Below are 19,384 nucleotides of genomic sequence, written 5' to 3'. Positions count from 1 at the left end.
CCTTTAGTAATTAACAGCCTAATTGACGTGCAATAACTAGCCGTTGAATTTCGGATGTCCCTTCCCCTATCTCCAACAATTTGGCATCTCTTAAATAGCGCTCCACTTCGTACTCCCGCATATAACCATAACCACCGTGAATTTGAATTGCCTCGTTTGCAGACCGAAAAGCCGTCTCGGAAGCAAACAGTTTGGCGTAAGCGGCTTCTTTAGAGAAGTTTTTCTTCTGATCCTTCAGCCAGGCTGCTTTTAATACTATATTTCTTGCCAGTTCGACTTCCATGGCCATGTCAGCAAGCTTAAACTGGATCGCCTGAAAATTAGATATGGACTGTCCGAACTGCTTTCTTTCCTTGGCATAAGCAAGTGCTTTATCCAGAGAAGCTTGTGCAATCCCTACGGCTAAAGCACCAATAGAAATACGGCCGCCGTCAAGTGTATAAAGGAACTGCTTAAACCCGCCATCCGGATCACCCAGAATATTTTCTTTAGGAACAGATACATCCTCCAGGATAATTTCCGAAGTGTTCGACCCGCGGACCCCCATTTTTTCGTAAGGGCTTGTAATCTTCATTCCCGGCGTTTCTTTTGGAATTATAAAAGCTGAAATGATATTCTTTCCGTCATCTCGCCTGCCTGAAACAGCCGTGACTGTAACCGACCTGGCGTATTCTGCATTCGTAATCCAGCATTTCTCCCCGTTAATAATGTAACAGTCGTCTTTAAGAACTGCTTTCGTTTTTGTTCCTCCCGCATCTGAACCAGCATTCGGCTCGGTTAATCCAAACGAAGCCAGACCTTCTCCTTTTGCAAGAGGAACGAGAAACTGCTGCTTCTGCTCTTCAGTCCCAAAATAATAAATGGGACTCGCCCCTAATGACACGGCTGCTGCATAACTTAAACCAGTAGAACCACAGACCTTTCCGATTTCTTCTGCAGCTAATGCATAGGTGACAGTATCTCCTCCTGCGCCGCCGTATTCTTCGGGAAAAGGGATACCCAGCAATCCAAGCTGGCCCATTTCCTTAAAAATATCTTCTGGAAACTCGGCTTTTTGATCGATTTCCACAGCACGCGGACGGATCACTCCGTCAGCAAAATCCCGAACCATTTTACGTGTCATTTCCTGTTCTTTTGTCAGTTCAAAATTCATGATTTTCCCCCTCGTTTAAAGACCGACTGGTTGGTCTGTATTGGGCAAAAAAATAATTGTAAGCGTTTACTTATTTTCATAAAAAAAAGGGATATGCAGCATTTGACTTCGATAAACTGCAGACTCGTTAGATGGTAAAAGTGAGTGAAGAATAATGTCAATAAAGACATCAGCGATTTCGTCAATGGAGTATTCTCCATCTCTTCGGTACCATTTGTACATCCAGTTAACCATGCCTAAAATTGCCATACTTGTTAACCCCGGAGGTAGTTCCTTTCTAAAATGACCTGACTGTTGCCCTTCTGTGATGACCTGGTGGAGAATATTCTTAAATTCATCACGTTTTAACTGAATCTGCTGATCATATTCAGGCTTTAAATATTTACTCTCTTGATAAAATACGGAAAGGTGAGGCTTATAGAGGTCAAACACTCTGACAAACACTCTTGTGATTTCCTGGATTTTATCAATAGGTGATGTGTGAGTGGCATCTGCTCGCTTTGCTTCTTTAGATACGTATGTAATAAATGCATCATGGATGACGAAAAGAAGCTCATCTTTTGATTGAAAATGATGATAAAAACCACCTTTAGATGTCTCTGAGGCCTCAACAATTTGTTTAACGGTGACACCATGGAAACCGTATTGATCAAACAAGTCTAGTGAATGCTCAATGATTCGGTCTCGTAAATTTAACATACACCATCCCCTCAAACTGAATATACATTCATCTTATCATAATTTTCTAAAAAAACAACATTTGCCATTTATTCTGTATTACTAATAAAAAGACCCTTCCTAATAAAATAGAAAGAGTCCTGATCCTTTAAGATTCTTCGGTATGAAATGGTTTTTCGTATTGTGGCTGCACCCAGGTTTCTGTAACTTCTCCGCTGTGTTCCACATCGAGTACATAAGAGCCATTACTGTACCGGTCATTCGCTTTAAAGTCCATTGGCTGCACGGTCTTTAATTCTTCTTTTTTTGTTTTTATAACTATAGTATCTTCACTTCTTACCGCGTGAAGATCTACTACATGGTGAGGGTTTTTCTTCAGTTCTCTCAGCATAATAACCCCTCGTTTAGCCCTCGAGCTACGTTCAAATTCCTTTAAACGCATTCTTTTTACGGCTCCTCTATGGGTGGTTAATACTATGGATGGATCCTCCTCGGGTTGAAAAATTTGTCCCGAAATTACCCGCTCGCCTTCTTTAAGCTGAATCGCCTTAACCCCCGCTGCTCTTTGCCCTACGGTATTCACTTCTTCTTCCGAATACCATAAACCGTACGCTTTATTGGAGGCTATAAAAATATCAGCGCGTCCAGTTGTTAAATGAACGTCGACGACTTCATCATCCTCTTTTAAATTAACAGCAATCAAAGGCTTCGAATGTCTGGCTGCCTGGTAAAGTTCGAGCTCACTCTTCTTGACCATGCCGTTTTTCGTAAAGAATATGAGATAATGATCGTTTTTGTATTCCCTGATCGGGATGGCATCGATTAAATACTCTTCTTTATCGATAGAGACAATATTGGCGATGTGCTGGCCAAGATCCTTCCAGCGTATATCCGGCAGTTTATGCACGGGCAGATATAAATATTTCCCGCGGTTGGTAAACAGCAGAATCGTATCTGTTGTGTTTATTTCCAGCAGCCTAAGCAGGTGATCGCCGTCTTTAATGGCAAGGTCCTCCCCATTGGAAGCACTGTATGATCTCAAACTGGTTCGTTTTACATATCCGTCTTTCGTCACTGAAACAACAATATCCTCGCTTGCTACAGTTACTTCTAAATCAACTTTAAGCTCTTCAACTTTTTCTTCAATTTTAGTCATCCGGTCGTCAGCATACTTCTTCTTCATGGAACGAAGGTCTGATTTAATAACTTGTAAGAGCTTGCTTTCGCTGTTCAGCAAAGCTTGTAAATAGTCTATCTGCTTAGCCAGTTCATCCGCTTCTTTTTCCAATTCGGTTATGTCTGTATTAGTTAAGCGGTACAGCTGCAAGGTCACAATCGCTTCAGCCTGCTCTTCAGTAAAATCATATGACTTTATCAACTGAACTTTAGCATCAGCTTTGTCTTTTGAAGCTCGGATGGTAGCAATAACTTCGTCCAGGATCGAAATTGCTTTTATTAATCCCTCCACAATATGAGCCCGTTTTTGAGCTTTGTTCAAGTCATAAACAGACTGACGCGTAACGACTTCTTTTTGATGGGCAATGTAGGCATCCAGCATTTGCGGCAGACTCAATAAAGTCGGCGTACGATCGTAGATGGCCACCATGTTAAAGTTATAAGCAATTTGCAAGTCAGTATGCTTATAAAGGTAATTTAAAACTCCTTCACTGTTCGCATCTTTCTTCAGCTCTATAACAATCCTCATTCCAGTACGGTCTGTTTCATCCCGCACTTCAGAAATGCCTTCTACTTTACGGTCAATTCTAAGCTCATCCATCCGTTTTACAAGGGTGGCCTTGTTCACTTCAAAAGGAATTTCATCGATAACAATTTGCTCTTTCCCGCCTCTGACAGGCTGGATTTCGGCTTTTCCTCTTAAGATTATCTTTCCTTTTCCAGTTTCATAGGCTTTTTTAAGACCTTCAATTCCCTGGATAATACCGCCGGTAGGAAAGTCAGGCCCTTTCAGCTTATGCATGAGATCGTTCACAGTAGATTGCGGTTTATCGATCTTCATAATGACGGCATCAATCACTTCTCCGAGGTTATGAGGAGGAATCTCAGTTGCATAACCTGCCGAAATACCCGTGGCGCCATTAGCTAATAAGTTAGGAAACTTAGCCGGCAAAACGGTAGGCTCTGTAATCGTATCATCAAAGTTCGGAATATGCTCCACAGTATCTTTCTCAATGTCTCTTAATAGTTCAGAAGAGATACTTGATAACCTTGCTTCTGTATAACGCATGGCAGCGGGAGGATCCCCATCCACACTGCCGTTGTTTCCGTGCATTTCGATTAAAGATTTTCTAACTTTCCAATCCTGGCTTAAACGCACCATGGCATCATATACAGAGGTATCGCCGTGAGGATGATAATTACCAATTACAGTACCCACTGTTTTCGCAGATTTGCGGTATGCTTTATCATGCGTGTTTTTTTCCTGATGCATCGCATATAGAATCCGACGCTGCACAGGCTTCAACCCGTCTCTTGCATCAGGTAAGGCTCTTTCCTGAATAATGTATTTACTGTAGCGTCCAAATCGGTCGCCCAGCACTTCTTCTAATGGTAAATCTAAAAACTTTTCTGCCTCAGCCAACAGAAGATCCCCCTTTTATTTCTCGATTTTCTCATTTTCTAAAATATTTGCTTCGTCTTCAAGACCGAAAGCGACGTGGGATTCAATCCATTTCCGGCGAGGTTCAACCTTATCACCCATCAAGGTGGTCACGCGGCGTTCTGCCCGGGCCAAATCATCAATGGTTACTCGAATTAATGTTCTCGTTTCAGGATTCATAGTAGTTTCCCAAAGCTGCTCGGCGTTCATTTCACCAAGCCCTTTATAACGCTGGATTGTATATCCATTTTTAAATTCTTTTAAAATCTTTTGCATGCCCTCTTCATCCCAGGCATATTCGGTCTTTTCTTTTTTTCCTCTGCCTTTTGAAACTTTATATAATGGCGGCAGAGCAATAAACACTCTTCCTGCTTCGACAAGCGGCCGCATATAACGGTAAAAGAAGGTCAGGAGCAAAACTTGTATGTGTGCTCCGTCTGTGTCTGCATCTGTCATGATAACCACTTTATTATAGTTACAATCCTCAACGTCAAAATCACCGCCTACCCCTGCACCGATTGTATTAATAATCGTGGAGATTTCTTCGTTTTTAAAGATATCGGCAATTTTTGCTTTTTCAGTGTTAATCACTTTTCCTCTTAAAGGTAAAACTGCCTGGAATTTTCGATCCCTTCCTTGTTTGGCAGAGCCTCCTGCTGAATCCCCCTCAACAAGATAAAGCTCATTCTTCTCCGCGTTTCTGGATTGGGCAGGGGTCAGCTTTCCGCTTAACAAAGCATCTTTACGTTTCCGTTTCTTTCCTGAGCGCGCCTCTTCCCGGGCCTTTCTTGCTGCTTCTCTGGCTTCTTTAGCGCGGATCGCTTTTTTAACAAGCATAGAAGAAACATCCGGGTTTTCTTCAAGGAAATATGAAAGCTGTTCAGCTACCACAGCATCAACAGCGGAACGTGCCTCAGACGTCCCAAGCTTGCTTTTTGTCTGTCCTTCAAACTGCAGCAGCTCTTCAGGTATCCGGACGGATATTATGGCTGTAAACCCTTCACGGATATCATTACCCTCTAAATTTTTATCTTTCTCTTTTAAATGTTGAGCCCTTCTTGCATAATCGTTAAACACTCTTGTAATCGCAGATTTAGCACCGGACTCATGGGTTCCACCGTCCTTGGTACGGACGTTGTTGACAAAGGAAAGGATACTATCAGTAAATCCATCGTTAAACTGGAATGCAAAATCCACTTCAATTTGAGTGTGTTCACCCTCGAACGAAACGACCGGATGAAGGGTGTCTTTCTCTTCATTCAAATAAGAGACAAATGATTCCAGTCCGTCGTTGAACTGATAAGACTCCTCTATCCCTTCACGTTCATCCTTGAGATTAATTTTAAAACCTTTCAATAAAAAAGCGGCTTCTCTCAGCCTTTCTGACAATGTCTCATAATTGAACTTAGTCACAGAAAAGATCGCAGGATCCGGCTTAAAGTGAATGGTCGTCCCTGATTTTCTCGTTCCTCCGCGGTTCTCTAGAGAAGTGACCGGTATGCCGCCGTTCTCAAATCGCTGGTAAAATTTTTCCCCATCGCGACAAATGTGAACCTCCAGCCATTCGGACAAAGCGTTAACGACGGAAGCACCAACTCCGTGCAGACCTCCGCTTGACTTATAACCGCCTTGTCCAAATTTCCCTCCAGCGTGGAGGACAGTTAAAATAACTTCAGGTGTAGGTTTGCCTGTCTGGTGCATTCCAGTCGGCATCCCGCGTGCTTCATCAGCAACAGAAACACTGCCGTCACGGTGTAAAGTAACCGTTAATTGTTTACCAAAGCCAGCTAATGCTTCATCAACTGAATTGTCCACAATTTCAAAAATGAGGTGATGGAGACCACGCTGATCTGTAGAACCTATATACATTCCCGGTCTCTTACGAACAGCCTCCAAACCTTCTAATACTTGTATGGAATCATCTGAATAAACTTGATTTTGACTCGACAATTTTTCCATCGGCTCCTTTCTACACGACATATCCCTACTACTATAATAGAACAAATGTTCCCAAGTGTAAACGTACATTTAAAAACATCACTTGTTATATTGTAGCGGTTTTATAAAAAGACGCAAATCCATTTTCATTATCATACACGAAAAAACCCCTGTAAAAACAGGGATTTCACTAAAATTACGATTTTATTTAACCAGCGCATGAGTTACTTTGATGCAGTTGTTCATAATAACCTCCATGCCGCTTCCTTCTAAAATAGCAGGCACATCCTCATGATAGACTCCCTGCTGGGCCCAGAAAGCATTAGCTTCGATTCGTTTAGCTTCCTCTGCAACTCCCGGTAGAAAAGCAGAGCGTCTAAACACATTAATAATATCTACTTTCTCCTTTACGTCACTTAACGATGCATAGGCTTTTTCACCTAGAGCTTCTGATATTTGAGGATTAACGGGAATAACTTTGTACCCGGCCTGTTGCATCGCCTGACTGATCTGATACGACGTACGATAAGGTTTGTCGGATAAGCCAACGACTGCAATAGTTTCTGAAGTGTTTAAAATCTTACGCAATCTTTCCTTTTCAGGGTTTTTAAACATATCAATAACCTCCTATTCTTCAATCAGCCCATTCTCTATTAAATACTCTCTTGCTACTTCTTCGGGATCACGGTCCTCAAAATCAACGTCGTAATTCATTTCTCTCATTTCGTCGTCTGTAATTTGACCGCTTAACTGATTTAAAGCATCCTCGATTTCTGGATGTTGATCAAGTGTTTCTTCTCTCAAAAGGGGGGCCCCTTGATAAGGAGGAAACAGATTTTCTGGGTCATCGAGCACAGTCAAATCAAGGTCAATCATATAACTGTCAGTCGCATAAGCATCAATAATATCAACGTCTCCATTTTCAATAGCTCCCTGCCTTAAACCTGGATCCATTGTTTCTACCTCAGCAAGATCAAGCCCGTACACTTCTTTCATACCCTGATATCCATCCTGACGGTCATTAAATTCCAGTGTAAAACCGGCAGTAATTTCATCCTGAACAGACCTTAAGTCACCGATCGTATCTAAATCATACTGTTCTGCAGTTTCTTTAGTAGTGGCTACGGCATAAGTATTATTGAATTCCATCGGTTGTAAGAAAGCAAGGCCATATTCTTCAGACATGCCCTGTCTTGCCTGCTCATAGACTTCTGTTTCATCATTGCTGTCTGCTTCTTCTTCTAACAGAGAAACAATAGCTGTACCTGTAAATTCAGGATACATATCAATACTTCCTTCCTGCAAGGCCCCGAATACCAAATCAGTTTTTCCTAGGTTTTCCTCCAGTCCAACACTAAGATCTGTTTCTTCTTCGATTAACAGCTTATACATATTAATTAAAATCGCTGGTTCTGAACCTAACTTTGCACCTATCGTTATATCGTTCTGGATTTTACCCCCAAACGCGAGAGGGCCTAAAGCAATCAGTGCGGCAATGACAAGTAAACTGACTAAAGACCTGAAACCGGATTTTGCTGAGGTACGCTCAAATAACCGCAGCACTAAATCGAGTACGATAGCGAGGACGGCAGCAGGAATAGCTCCTAGTAAGATTAAGTTTACATCTCCTCCGCGGTCCAGTCCAAGCAAAATTAAATCGCCGAGCCCGCCAGCCCCGATTAAAGCGGCAATCGTCGTCGTCCCTACAATTAGTACCATAGAAGTTCTAATCCCTGCCATAATTACCGGCATTGCGAGTGGAAGTTCAACTTTAGAAAGACGTCGAAAAGAGTTCATGCCCATTCCCGTCGCCGCTTCTCTAAGAGCAGGATCGACCTCCTTAATTCCTGTATACGTATTTCTAAGGATCGGCAATAAACCATAAGCTGTTAATGCTATTACGGCAGGAGTCTGCCCGATACCAAAAAAAGGAATTAGAAAAGCTAGTACGGCTAAGCTTGGAATGGTCTGCAGTACAGCCGTTACACCAATAACAGGTTCTGCGACACGTTTTTTTCTAGTTAAAAGTAAACCTAATGGTACCGAAATTAAGGTAGCAATCACAAGAGCAATAATAGAAATTTGCAGGTGTTCCCATATTTTTTCTAAAAGAATACCCTGTCTCTGTTGAAACACCTCAATAAAGCTGTTCATGGCTTAATCACCTCACTCTTAGTTTTCATCATTTGCTTCTTGAGGTGAAACACCATGTCCTTGTACGATAAAGTGCCGATGACAGAATTATTCCGGGCTACAGGAAGAAGCGGATAACGGACTTTTTCAAATTCACTCATTGCTTCGGTCAATGTTTTTCCATGCTCAATGACAGGCATATCTACCTTTTCACCTTTATAAACTCCAAACAAAAAAGCCCCATTTGAATCTTTGACGACATAGGCTTCCAGTTGAGGAACAGCACCTTCCTCAAACTCGTTCAACGATATAACATGCTGTTGGGTCTGATCGATAATTACATCAACAGCTGTCTGCCATGGAGACTTCCTCTCGCCGATAAAGTCTTCTACAAAGGCATTGGCAGGATTCAAAATTAGATTCTGTGGACTGTCCACTTGAACTATTTCTCCTTCCTGCATGAGACAAACACGATCTCCCATTGCCATAGCTTCATCTATATCATGGGTCACAAAAACAATCGTTTTCTTTATTTCCTTATGCAGAGACAAGATATCTTTTTGCAGTTGTTCCCTGCTGATCGGATCGAGCGCACTAAATGGCTCATCCATTAAAATAATATCTGGATCAGCTGCTAAAGCACGAAGAACGCCTACGCGCTGCTGCTGACCGCCTGAAAGCTCACTTGGTTTCCGCCTACGGTGTATTTCCGGGTCGAGATTGACCATTTTCATCAACTCATCGATTCTCTTAGAAATGTCTTTTTTATTCCACTTCTTCATTTCGGGAACAATCGATATATTTTCTTCGATGGTCATGTGGGGAAACAAGGCGATTTCCTGAAGGACATAGCCTATGTTCCAACGCAGTTCGTGGATGTTATAGTCCTGAATGTTTTTATTATGTATAAAAACTTCCCCACTCGTAGGCTCAATCAATCGATTAATCATTTTCATCGTTGTCGTTTTTCCGCACCCACTGGGACCTATCAGGGTTAACAGCTCCCCGTCCTTCACACTTAAATTAATGGAACTTAGTGCCGTAGTTCCATCTGTGTACGTTTTTGTGACATTTTCAAACGTAATCATAAATTTCCCCCTAATCATTTACAAAGATCAACATTATATTCCCCTGATTCCATTTAAATAAAACCTGAGCGAACAGGGCCGCTATGTTCGAATCCGCCGCAATCGATAAAAACTGTAGAAATTCTTAATAGTTACTTTTAATACCGAATAGAGGGGTATAGCAATCAGCATCCCGATAAAACCGTATAAAGCTGCCGCAACGATTAATAAGAGAATAATCGTTAAAGGGTGAACATTCAACCGGTTTCCAAGCACTACCGGCGCTACGATATTCCCTTCTAACTGCTGGACAACAATGAGGATAATAAAAACATAGATAATCATCACCGGGTCCTGCGTCAAACTGACCACGACAGCAGGAAGAACACCGATCAACGGTCCAAAAAATGGAACAACGGCGGTTAAAAATACAAATATAGCAAGCACTAATGCATAATCAAGGCCGATAATTAAATAACCGATGAACATCAATACTCCGTCTGTAAATGCCACGGTAATCTGCCCGATGATATAAGCGCTTAATGTCTGATCAATGTTCTTAAGAATCTTCTTTCCTTCCTTCTGATGATCGGAAGGAATAAATTTCATCAGAAAAGGAACCAGACGATGTCCATCTTTTAAAAAGAAAAATAACACAAAAGGAATTACAACAAGAACAGTAGCAGCTCCTGTAATAGTAGACACTATCTCGGTCGCATGGTTACCAACTGCACTTGTTAACTCACTGAAAAAGCTCGAAGCCTGCTGACGGATTTTACTCATAGACACCATGCCCATATTGTTCTCTTCAATCGTTTTTTCTGCTTCCTTTGCTGATTGTTTTAAATCCTCCGGCAGATTGGAAGAAATTTTCGATACCTGCGATTGAATTGTAGCAGCCAGCAAGCGGTACATAACATAAAAAAGCCCGGCCGCTGCCGCATATACAATTAGTACCGCCGCCGTTAAAGGGATGAATTTAGATTTTGCCAGAAAGCGGACAACCGGTTTAAATATGTAATAAAAAAAGCCGGCAATTAAAATGGGATAGAATAAAGTACTTATGATTGTGGCTGCCGGTGAAAAAGCATCGAGTAAAGTTAATAAGTAAATACAGATTAAAGCTAAAATTATACCTGTCATATATTTAAAATACGCATGATTAAGCCACATAGCAGACACCTCAATTTTAATGATTATAAAGGTGTTTACCTCAACACCGTCTGCGTTAATCATATTTTGTGTGACTGTGGAAGTAATGATAACACTGAGTAACGCTGCCGGCACAATCAAAAATCCCCTCTGCAGTAATCTCAAAGAGCCCAAAGCTATTTCTAATCACTTTATATCTGCCTATTAGAATATAAGACTTCCCTTGGGTGAGACTTTCGATTTCACTATATAAAGGATCACCATTTATACCGCCTAATTCAAATAAATTACTCTGTTTCATTAAGTCCTTCCTCCTTTTTACGTTATTTAATAGTTTTCTACAGAATCGTTCATTTCCCTCCTTTTCTTCTGTCTGCTCCTAATGGTTGCGACTCATGTAAAACCGTGTAAGAATAGATAGTGAAACAATTAACTTACGTATTTTGAGAGGAGTTTTATTCATGAAAATGATCGACATTACCCAGTCTGTGTATGAAGGTATGCCGGTTTATAAAAACAAACCGGAAAAACAGCCTGCCTTTAAGAGCAATACGAATGGTCACGTAACTGAATCACGCCTGGAGATGGATGCTCACACAGGAACACACATCGATGCCCCGCTACATATGGTGAATGACGGCGATACATTTGAAAGCATCTCTATGAATAAACTAATCGGAGAGGCAAAGGTATTTGATCTCAGTCATGTAGAAGACGGCATTACAAAAGCCGACATTGAAAAATTAGATATTCAGGAAAATGATTTCATTTTGTTTAAGACCCGTAATTCTTATGAAGAGGAGTTCAACTTTGAATTTATCTTTTTAAAGGAAGACGGAGCTCGTTATCTAGCAGAAAAAAACATTAGAGGAGTAGGAATCGACTCACTTGGGATTGAACGCAGTCAGCCTGAACATCCTACTCACAAATCTTTATTTGCAGCAGAGATCATAGTAATCGAAGGATTAAGGCTGAAAGATGTCGAGGAAAAGTCTTATCAAATGATTGCAGCTCCTATGAAACTAGTGGGAACAGACGCTTCTCCAGCACGTGTTCTGCTTTTTGATAAAGATCAATAAGTAAAGTTGAGATAAAACTGAATAGAGTTATAATAATCCGAACGATTTTGTTGAAATCAGTTCGGATTATTTATGTGTAAAGCAGGATATTTACCAACACTCGTCAACACTTCGCTTGATGGCACGGCGTCAGCTTTACGTGAAAACGTACAACATTATGAGAGAGATTCATGTCACACATGGAAGCATCCATGATCCCAAACTCTACTTAAACCGTTTAGATCGCCAAGTGGAACGATTCAGCTTTCCTGTGAAAGCTGCGGGTTTAGATTCTGGGTATTTAACTTCCTTTATCTGTCATGGACTTGTCCAACGAAATATATTTGGTATAATTGCCCATCCACGTCACCAGAATAAAAAAGGATTTCTGAAATGGAAATCCAAATATGATGAGAACCGCGATGTTTATATATCCACAAGGAGAAGAGCTAAGGTAGGCGACAACGGACCGTGATGGATATCGTCATTATAAATCAGATACTTTACAGTGTGAGACCTGTCCTCTTCTTGTGAGGTGCACTCAAAATCAAAAGCACCAGCAAACCATTACACGCCTTGTATGGGAGAGGGATAAAGAACAGGTTCGGTTAAATCGATTTTTCCAATCGCATGAGAAAAGAGAAAGTTGAGCGTAGCTTCGCAGATTCAAAAGAACTGTATGGGCTGCGTTATTGTCGCTTGCGCAGAGTAGAAAAAGTTCGAGAGCAAGCGTTACTGACAGCTGCCTGCCAGAACATGAAGAAGATTGCCCTTCACCTAACCAAGGTGATTTAGGTGAAGGAGAGGTTTTTTCGGTGAAGGGCGGTCAAATACCACGAGCCTCCTGTGGAAAAACGGGCGATCCGAGACCCCGCAGTGGGGGTTTTCACGAGGAGGCTCGGGTGTTCGTCCGCACGATCCCACAAAAAAAGCTTGTAGAAAAACACGGGGTTTCTCTACAAGCTGAGGAGGGCAGTAATGCCATCCTTTTTTCAAATCTGATTATTTTTCCATCCATTCGGTATGGAAGATCCCTTCTTTGTCAATTCTTTGATACGTGTGAGCACCAAAATAGTCTCGCTGTGCTTGAAGCAGGTTAGCTGGCAGCGTTTCTGTGCGGTAGCTGTCATAATAAGCAAGAGCGCTGGAAAATGCAGGAACCGGCACACCTCGCTCAATGGCCAGGCTGAGTACTTCACGCAGGCTGGATTGATAATTTTCTGCGATATCGTTAAAGTAAGGATCAAGCAGCAAGTTGTCCAAATCGCTTTCGCGGTCGTAGGCTTCCTTGATTTTTTGAAGGAATTGAGCCCGGATAATACAGCCGCCTCGGAAAATCATAGCAATATCACCGTATTGAAGATTCCAGTCATAGTACTCTGAGGCTGAACGCATTTGAGCAAATCCCTGAGCATAAGATACGATCTTACTCATATATAAAGCTTTTCTAATTGATTCAATAACTGCCTGCTTATCTCCCGTGAACGGCTTTTGTTCAGGTCCGCTTAAAATTTTGCTGGCTTTTACACGCTCCTCTTTCATAGCAGAAATGAATCGGGAGAATACAGATTCTGTAATTACCGGAAGTGGTACTCCTAGTTCCATAGAACTAATACTCGTCCATTTACCCGTTCCTTTTTGACCGGCTGTATCTAAAATTACATCAACAAGCGGTTTACCGGTTTCTTCATCGGTTTTCGTGAAAATGTCAGCAGTAATTTCAATTAAATAACTGTCCAGTTCTCCTTTATTCCATTCTGAGAACACTTCATGGAGCTCTTGAGCAGATAAGCCCAGCACATTTTTTAAAATGAAATAGGCTTCAGAAATAAGCTGCATATCCCCATATTCTATTCCGTTATGCACCATTTTAACGTAATGGCCTGCACCATCAGGACCAATGTAAGTAGTGCAAGGGGTATCTTCCACTTTTGCAGCAATGGCTTCTAAAATAGGTTTCACGTGTTCATATGCTTCTTTCTGCCCTCCCGGCATGATGGAAGGTCCGGTTAAAGCCCCTTCTTCCCCGCCGGAAACGCCGGTACCGATAAAGTGCACTCCGGATTCTTTTAGTTCATTATTTCTGCGGATAGTGTCCTGATAGAATGTATTTCCTCCATCAATTAAGATATCTCCTTGATCTAAATGCGGCAGAAGTGATTCAATTGTTGCGTCTGTAGCCGGCCCAGCTTTAACCATAAGAAGAATCTTTCTCGGTTTCTCCAGGGACTGCACAAATTCCTCAATAGTAGCTGTCCCTTTAAAGTTTTTCCCGGCAGCTTCATCATTAAGAAATTCGTCGGTTTTCTCCTTCGTACGATTGTATACCGATACGGAATACCCTCTGCTTTCAATATTTAATGCTAAGTTTTTTCCCATGACCGCTAGGCCGATGACTCCAATTTCCTGTTTCAAAACCTTCATCTCCTTTTACATCCTTACTTTATTTATCAATTGAATTCAAGTGGTCTTACCACCACTGAAACCCATCTTCATCAATCAATCGATCCGCTGCTTTAGGCCCCATTGACCCCGCTTCATACAGGTAAAGAGGAGCAGCATCTTGTTCATAATCATCTAGAATCGGCTGCACCCATTCCCAGGACATCTCCACTTCATCCCAATGCGCGAAATACGTCTGGTCTCCTTGCATAGCGTCCAGAAGCAGCAGCTCATAGGCTTCCGGAAGTTCTTTCTGATCCCTCGAAAAGTTAATGTGGACAGGTTCGAGTTTTCCGTTATTCAGTGAGTTTTTACTGTTTAACTGCAGGGTTACCCCTTTGTTAGGACTGATTTCAATAATAAGCAGATTCGGTGCTAAATCCTCATCTTCGTACCTTTTGCCGTGTGGGCTCTTAAATTCCATTACAATCCTGGTAGATTTTTCTTTCAAACGCTTGCCTGTACGGATATAAAAAGGGACGCCGCTCCAGAATTCATTGTCGATCCAAAGACGTGCGGCAATATAAGTATCGTTTCTGGAAGATTTTTCAATCCCTTCCTCATCCAGATATCCTGGGACATGTTCATCGTTAACAATCCCCGGCCCGTACTGCCCGCGGACTACGTTTGTCGCTACATCATCCTTGGATAAAGGCCGAAGTGCTTCCATTACTTTTTTCTTTTCATTGCGGATATTTTCCGCATTGATTTCGTTTGGAAGACGCATTGCAGTCATCATGATCAGCTGAAGCATATGGTTCTGGACCATATCACGAATGGCTCCAACTTTATCATAGTATCCAGCTCTTTCCTCCACACCGACGATTTCACTAGCTGTTATTTGCATATTAGCAATATACTTTTTATTCCACAAAGCTTGCAGCACAGGGTTGGAATGCTCTAAAGCTTCAAGGTTCTGAACCATCGGTTTTCCTAAGTAATGATCAATACGGTAGATTTCCTTCTCTTCGAACACCGCACTAATTTCCCGGTTGAGAACTCTTGCTGACTCTAAGTCATGGCCAAACGGCTTTTCGATAATGAGCCGCTTCCATCCTTCAGTATTGCTTAACCCGCTGTTCTTTACATTGGTGATGATCACATCAAATAACCTCGGAGAAACAGAGAGGTAAAACATTCGGTTTTCTTGAATGTTCAGCTCGTTTTCCCGTTGATGAACGTACTCGTAAAGGTCTTCATACGCTTCAGGTTCAGTCACATCAAGTGGATGATAACGAAAGGCTTCAACGAATTTTTTCATTGCCTCTTCATCCACGGAGCTTCTGGAAAACGTACGTACAGCCTCCTCTACGTTACCCTGAAATTCTTCATGGGACCAGTGCCTCCGGCCTAGACCTACTACTGAGAAAGAAGCAGGCATGGATTTATCTATAAATAAATTGTACAAAGCCGGGTAGATTTTTCGTTTTGCTAAATCACCCGTTGATCCAAATAAGATAAACGACATAGATTCCAATAGCTTTTCCTCCACTTTTAAAATACTTAAAATATTTTTCTGTTTCTTCAAAATACTTCTCTCGTTACATTAAAATATTGGGAACCATTTCACAAGTAATAATTTGACAATTTGGACAATAATTAAAATTTACATCTATAATGTAAACCCTTTAATGTTTGACAGTATCCGATTTTTACATTTTTTTATTCTTTGTACACTCAATATTCTAATGTATAGACTTCAGATGTCAAAAATAAATTCCTGGAATTATGAATTCATTAAAAAAAGACCTGTGACGTAAGGTCAATATCAGGTCTAGTTATTTCAGTTGTTTATTTCTTTCGCCACTCTTACCCCAGATTCGATCGCCCCTTCGACCCAACCATGATAGTTTGAAGTGTGTTCACCGGCAAAGTGCAACCTTCCTTCAGGACTGGATAAAGAATTACCAAAATCTTATTCCTGGGTGAGGCGCGAACAAAGTAAAACAGCCTGCCAATCAAAGGTGGTCCCGGTCAGGAATTTATTAAAAACTTGTGAACCGTAAACCTTTGATAATACAGCATGACAGCCGGCCCTTTTTCGTAGGCGCTGTAACACGTTTACTATTTTCTCCCTGGGCAATCTACTCAATTTTCTGATTCATTATGATATCAGAGCCTGTTTTCTTTTAAAAAAGCGAGCGGCAGATTGTCATTCCCTCTGTGATTTGATAAAAGATTAAATTTTCATTATAGAGGAGACTAACAATATCAAGAAGGAGGCGGCCGTTAATCCGGGCATTCCTGCCCCTTGCTATCGTTATCGTTAAGCTTGTATCCGGTTAGGTAAACCATTTTCAATAATGGCTAACACTTCATTTTAAGAAGTGTCAGGCACTTCCGGACCCTGCCGTATTCCAAACAAGTTTAATTCCCCCTTACCACCAGGTTAGGCGAAACAGGGCCTGTGTATGTCACTGTCTTACACGCAGGGGAATCATTACTAGATTTCCTAAGTTTTTTGTTCTTTAACACCTGATATAATGATAAACTATTAACAAAGACGTAAGGAGTTGTGCTGGATGGAATACTTTATTTTTATTATCTTGGCTTATTTGATAGGAGCAATTCCTTCTGGTCTTATTGTTGGTAAACTGGGGTATGGCATAGATATACGTGAACATGGCAGCGGAAATTTAGGTGGAACAAATACTTTTAGAGTATTAGGATTAAAAGCAGGACTTATTGTTACATCAGCTGATATATTAAAAGGCACGTTAGCCACTGTACTTCCTCTGCTATTTAGTGCGGACGTCATTACACTTGTTATAGGGATTTTCGCAGTAATCGGCCATATGTATCCTGTCTTTGCAGGATTTAAAGGCGGAAAAGCTGTAGCCACTTCAGGGGGTGTCATTCTTGGCGTCAACCCGATTGTGTTTGCGATCATATTAGGAACTTTCTTTTTACTCCTATATTTCACTAAGTATGTTTCCCTGTCTTCAATGGTAACTGGAATCGTTTCATTTATTGTTACCCTGCTGCTTGGGGAATATGGTTTATCTATTGTGACTGCTATTATGACAATTTTTGTTATCTATCGCCATCGGACAAATATCAAACGAATAATGAATAAGACAGAGCCAAAGATTACATGGATGTAACCACACTAGCAGAACCTACGGCACCCCCCTGTTGTGTTGCCGTAGGTTTATCTATGTGTGTATAATCAATTTTGTGAAGCGCAATATAAAAGCAATAAATTTTATAAACGTATTTACATATTGTATACTTTGATGTATAGAGCTGGTCTGAAAGGAGCTTATGTTATGAATCAAGCCGAATTAAATAAAACAAAACAACTTCCTCCTAAAGAGGATCGTCATAAATTGTTTGGATCAGTAGATCCTGGACCTCGAACAAAGCCGATCGAAAAAGAAAAAATGGCTGATTTGCAAAACTCGAAAAAGGATTTTCTGTTTAATATAGATATGGTCGGTATTTCAAATGTAAAACATCCGATTTCTATCCCGAGTCAATTGAGTCCTGAGATTCAAACCACCATTGGTACGTTTACTTTTGGTTCATCGATAAGTCAGGGAAGTAAAGGGACAAATATGAGCCGTTTTACTGAACAATTGGACAAATATCACCATCAAGGGTTTGCGGTTGATGTAGAAACCTTAAAGAGTTTTACTGCTGAACTAGCCGGAAGACTGAAACAGGAAGACGCTGAGGTTGAAGTTTCCTTCCCGTGGTTCTTTGAAAGAAAAGGCCCTTATTCTCAATTAACGGGTATGAATCATGCGGATGCCTCTATTGCCGTCAAATATGACGAGAGGAGTGGTTATGATATAACCGTAAGTCTTACCGGCAAAATAACAACCTTGTGCCCATGTTCCAAGGAAATCAGTGAGTACAGCGCTCACAATCAGAGAGGTAACGTTACCATGGAAGTTAAGCTTACCGAAGACTTTGACGAACAGAAAATCGACTGGAAAGCTGCACTGTTAGAAGCTGCAGAAAGTAATGCGAGTGCAAGAATTCACCCTGTGCTAAAACGGCCTGATGAAAAAATGGTTACCGAACAAGCTTATGAGAACCCAAGGTTCGTAGAAGATATCGTCCGACTAGTGGCCGCAGATTTATATGAATATGATTTTGTGGAAGCATTTACTGTTCACTGCCGAAACGAAGAATCTATCCATCTGCACGATGCAGTTGCCACGTTAAGTTACGATAAGAAACAAGAGCAAATATAAGGCAGATTCGATGAAATATGTGATGATCGCCATTATTTCAATTTATCGTAAATTTATCAGCCCTCTTACTCCTCCGAGCTGCCGCTTTATGCCTACATGTTCACAATACGGCATGGAAGCCTTTAGCAGGTTTGGTTTCATCAAAGGAGGCTGGCTGACATTAAAAAGAATTTTAAAATGTCATCCTTTTTATAAAGGCGGCTTCGACCCAGTTCCATTAAGTGAAGAAGAAAAAAGAAAATAACAAATTTGTAGGTTTATACCTGTCTCTTCAAGGAAAAAGGGATACTGATTCACATAATGTAGGAGTTGAGCTTATGAATTTGAAAGTAACTGAAGAAGCGGCTAAATGGTATAAAAATGAATTAGAATTAAGTAACGACACTCCTCTTCGTTTTTATGTACGATATGGCGGAGTGGGCGGTCTACAGCCGGGTCTTTCACTTGCGATAAAGCAAGTTGACCCTGCTGAGCCGGTCGCTGAAGATAAAGTAGAAGGCGTATATTTTTATATTGAAGAAGATGATGAATGGTATTTCGATGGTCATTCTCTCACAGTGGAGTATGATGAGAATTGGCAGGAACCGGAGTTTAAATATGATTAAAAAAAGCGCTGCCTAAATGGGCAGCGCCTTTTTTAATCAGAGAGGGAAAATCGTCGAATCTGCTCCCACTGTCGTTCACTTTTTAAAATTTCAAACTGACGGGTTCCGAATAAATCAAAGTGAGGATGCCTCGGATCCCGGTGTATCCATTCCTTTCTCAATCCATACTTCTCTCCCCACGCAGCAAGTTTATCTATATCAGCACAACCTACTTTCGTTACTGTATCACAATCGGGAAAGCGGTCATCCAGCCAGTAATGAGTCAAGAAAACCACCTCTCCCTCCTCTACCCTGCGTTTCCATAGTTGCAGTTCCTCGCGCTTAATGCCAAAAGCCATT

At 41.2% G+C, this 19,384-nt stretch carries 19 protein-coding genes and 1 pseudogene; 7 read left to right on the top strand and 13 right to left on the bottom strand.

Annotation, left to right across the window (positions count from 1 at the left end; genetic code table 11):
• Positions 1-10: 10 nt before the first annotated feature.
• The 9 genes from C1A12_RS11405 to C1A12_RS11365 form a co-directional block, all read right to left on the bottom strand.
• Positions 11-1,153, bottom strand: coding sequence for an acyl-CoA dehydrogenase family protein (locus tag C1A12_RS11405; RefSeq protein WP_101844002.1), 1,143 nt, complete (start codon positions 1,151-1,153; stop codon positions 11-13).
• A gap of 66 nt (positions 1,154-1,219) precedes the next feature.
• Positions 1,220-1,852, bottom strand: coding sequence for a TetR/AcrR family transcriptional regulator (locus tag C1A12_RS11400; protein ID WP_101844001.1), 633 nt, complete (start codon positions 1,850-1,852; stop codon positions 1,220-1,222).
• A gap of 127 nt (positions 1,853-1,979) precedes the next feature.
• A complete protein-coding gene (gene parC, locus C1A12_RS11395; protein ID WP_101844000.1) occupies positions 1,980-4,430 on the bottom strand; it encodes a DNA topoisomerase IV subunit A in 2,451 nt (816 codons plus the stop codon).
• Between the two features lie 15 nt (positions 4,431-4,445).
• On the bottom strand, positions 4,446-6,407 hold the full coding sequence (gene parE, locus C1A12_RS11390) for a DNA topoisomerase IV subunit B (protein WP_101843999.1): 1,962 nt from the start codon (positions 6,405-6,407) through the stop codon (positions 4,446-4,448).
• A gap of 183 nt (positions 6,408-6,590) precedes the next feature.
• The gene (locus C1A12_RS11385) at positions 6,591-7,001 is read right to left on the bottom strand and encodes a CoA-binding protein (protein WP_101843998.1); all 411 of its coding nucleotides are present in this window, start codon (positions 6,999-7,001) and stop codon (positions 6,591-6,593) included.
• A 12-nt stretch (positions 7,002-7,013) separates the two neighbouring features.
• Complete coding sequence (locus tag C1A12_RS11380; RefSeq protein ID WP_101843997.1) at positions 7,014-8,540, bottom strand: ABC transporter permease/substrate-binding protein; 1,527 nt, start codon at positions 8,538-8,540, stop codon at positions 7,014-7,016.
• The gene (locus C1A12_RS11375) at positions 8,537-9,607 is read right to left on the bottom strand and encodes an ABC transporter ATP-binding protein (protein WP_101843996.1); all 1,071 of its coding nucleotides are present in this window, start codon (positions 9,605-9,607) and stop codon (positions 8,537-8,539) included. Before C1A12_RS11375 ends, C1A12_RS11380 begins: the two co-directional genes overlap by 4 nt.
• 81 nt (positions 9,608-9,688) lie before the next feature.
• Positions 9,689-10,759, bottom strand: a complete 1,071-nt coding sequence (locus C1A12_RS11370; RefSeq protein WP_101843995.1) for an AI-2E family transporter — start codon at positions 10,757-10,759, stop codon at positions 9,689-9,691.
• A gap of 55 nt (positions 10,760-10,814) precedes the next feature.
• Positions 10,815-11,039 (bottom strand): hypothetical protein, encoded by a 225-nt coding sequence (locus C1A12_RS11365; protein ID WP_101843994.1) that lies wholly within the window; start codon positions 11,037-11,039, stop codon positions 10,815-10,817.
• A 160-nt stretch (positions 11,040-11,199) separates the two neighbouring features.
• Between C1A12_RS11365 and C1A12_RS11360 the strand changes: the two genes are divergently transcribed.
• The 3 genes and pseudogenes from C1A12_RS11360 to C1A12_RS21670 all read left to right on the top strand — a co-directional run.
• Positions 11,200-11,817, top strand: coding sequence for a cyclase family protein (locus C1A12_RS11360; protein WP_101843993.1), 618 nt, complete (start codon positions 11,200-11,202; stop codon positions 11,815-11,817).
• A gap of 139 nt (positions 11,818-11,956) precedes the next feature.
• Positions 11,957-12,271 carry a hypothetical protein gene (locus tag C1A12_RS21675; RefSeq protein WP_145997046.1) on the top strand — a complete coding sequence of 105 codons (315 nt, stop codon included), beginning with the start codon at positions 11,957-11,959 and terminating at the stop codon, positions 12,269-12,271.
• 155 nt (positions 12,272-12,426) lie between these two features.
• A pseudogene (locus C1A12_RS21670) lies at positions 12,427-12,591 on the top strand (transposase); the annotation flags it as partial.
• A gap of 207 nt (positions 12,592-12,798) precedes the next feature.
• Here the strand turns inward: C1A12_RS21670 and gndA are convergent.
• The 3 genes from gndA to C1A12_RS21390 form a co-directional block, all read right to left on the bottom strand.
• Entirely contained in the window at positions 12,799-14,211 is a 1,413-nt protein-coding gene (gene gndA, locus C1A12_RS11345) for an NADP-dependent phosphogluconate dehydrogenase (protein WP_373420442.1), read from the bottom strand.
• 55 nt (positions 14,212-14,266) lie between these two features.
• Positions 14,267-15,715 (bottom strand): glucose-6-phosphate dehydrogenase, encoded by a 1,449-nt coding sequence (gene zwf / locus C1A12_RS11340; protein ID WP_101844875.1) that lies wholly within the window; start codon positions 15,713-15,715, stop codon positions 14,267-14,269.
• Positions 15,716-16,021: 306 nt separating this feature from the next.
• Positions 16,022-16,117, bottom strand: coding sequence for an FAD-dependent oxidoreductase (locus tag C1A12_RS21390; RefSeq protein ID WP_235001587.1), 96 nt, complete (start codon positions 16,115-16,117; stop codon positions 16,022-16,024).
• Positions 16,118-16,760: 643 nt separating this feature from the next.
• Here C1A12_RS21390 and plsY point away from each other — a divergent pair.
• The 4 genes from plsY to C1A12_RS11315 all read left to right on the top strand — a co-directional run bounded on the left by plsY (position 16,761) and on the right by C1A12_RS11315 (position 19,045).
• Positions 16,761-17,342, top strand: coding sequence for a glycerol-3-phosphate 1-O-acyltransferase PlsY (plsY, locus tag C1A12_RS11330; protein ID WP_101843989.1), 582 nt, complete (start codon positions 16,761-16,763; stop codon positions 17,340-17,342).
• Positions 17,343-17,507: 165 nt separating this feature from the next.
• Complete coding sequence (gene folE2, locus C1A12_RS11325; RefSeq protein WP_101843988.1) at positions 17,508-18,440, top strand: GTP cyclohydrolase FolE2; 933 nt, start codon at positions 17,508-17,510, stop codon at positions 18,438-18,440.
• 10 nt (positions 18,441-18,450) lie between these two features.
• Positions 18,451-18,684 (top strand): membrane protein insertion efficiency factor YidD, encoded by a 234-nt coding sequence (yidD, locus tag C1A12_RS11320; RefSeq protein WP_101843987.1) that lies wholly within the window; start codon positions 18,451-18,453, stop codon positions 18,682-18,684.
• Between the two features lie 73 nt (positions 18,685-18,757).
• Positions 18,758-19,045 (top strand): HesB/YadR/YfhF family protein, encoded by a 288-nt coding sequence (locus C1A12_RS11315; protein ID WP_101843986.1) that lies wholly within the window; start codon positions 18,758-18,760, stop codon positions 19,043-19,045.
• Between the two features lie 32 nt (positions 19,046-19,077).
• On the opposite strand, the gene C1A12_RS11310 is transcribed toward C1A12_RS11315, so the two are convergent.
• Positions 19,078-19,383: a hypothetical protein gene (locus C1A12_RS11310; protein ID WP_101843985.1), complete on the bottom strand. Its 306-nt coding sequence runs from the start codon at positions 19,381-19,383 to the stop codon at positions 19,078-19,080.
• Between the last annotated feature and the right edge of the window lies 1 nt (position 19,384).

Source organism: Halobacillus sp. Marseille-P3879 (assembly GCF_900240285.1).
GTDB lineage: Bacteria > Bacillota > Bacilli > Bacillales > Halobacillaceae > Halobacillus_A.
Note: the sequence above shows the minus strand (reverse complement) of the source record. Positions and strands in the feature narration are given on the sequence as shown.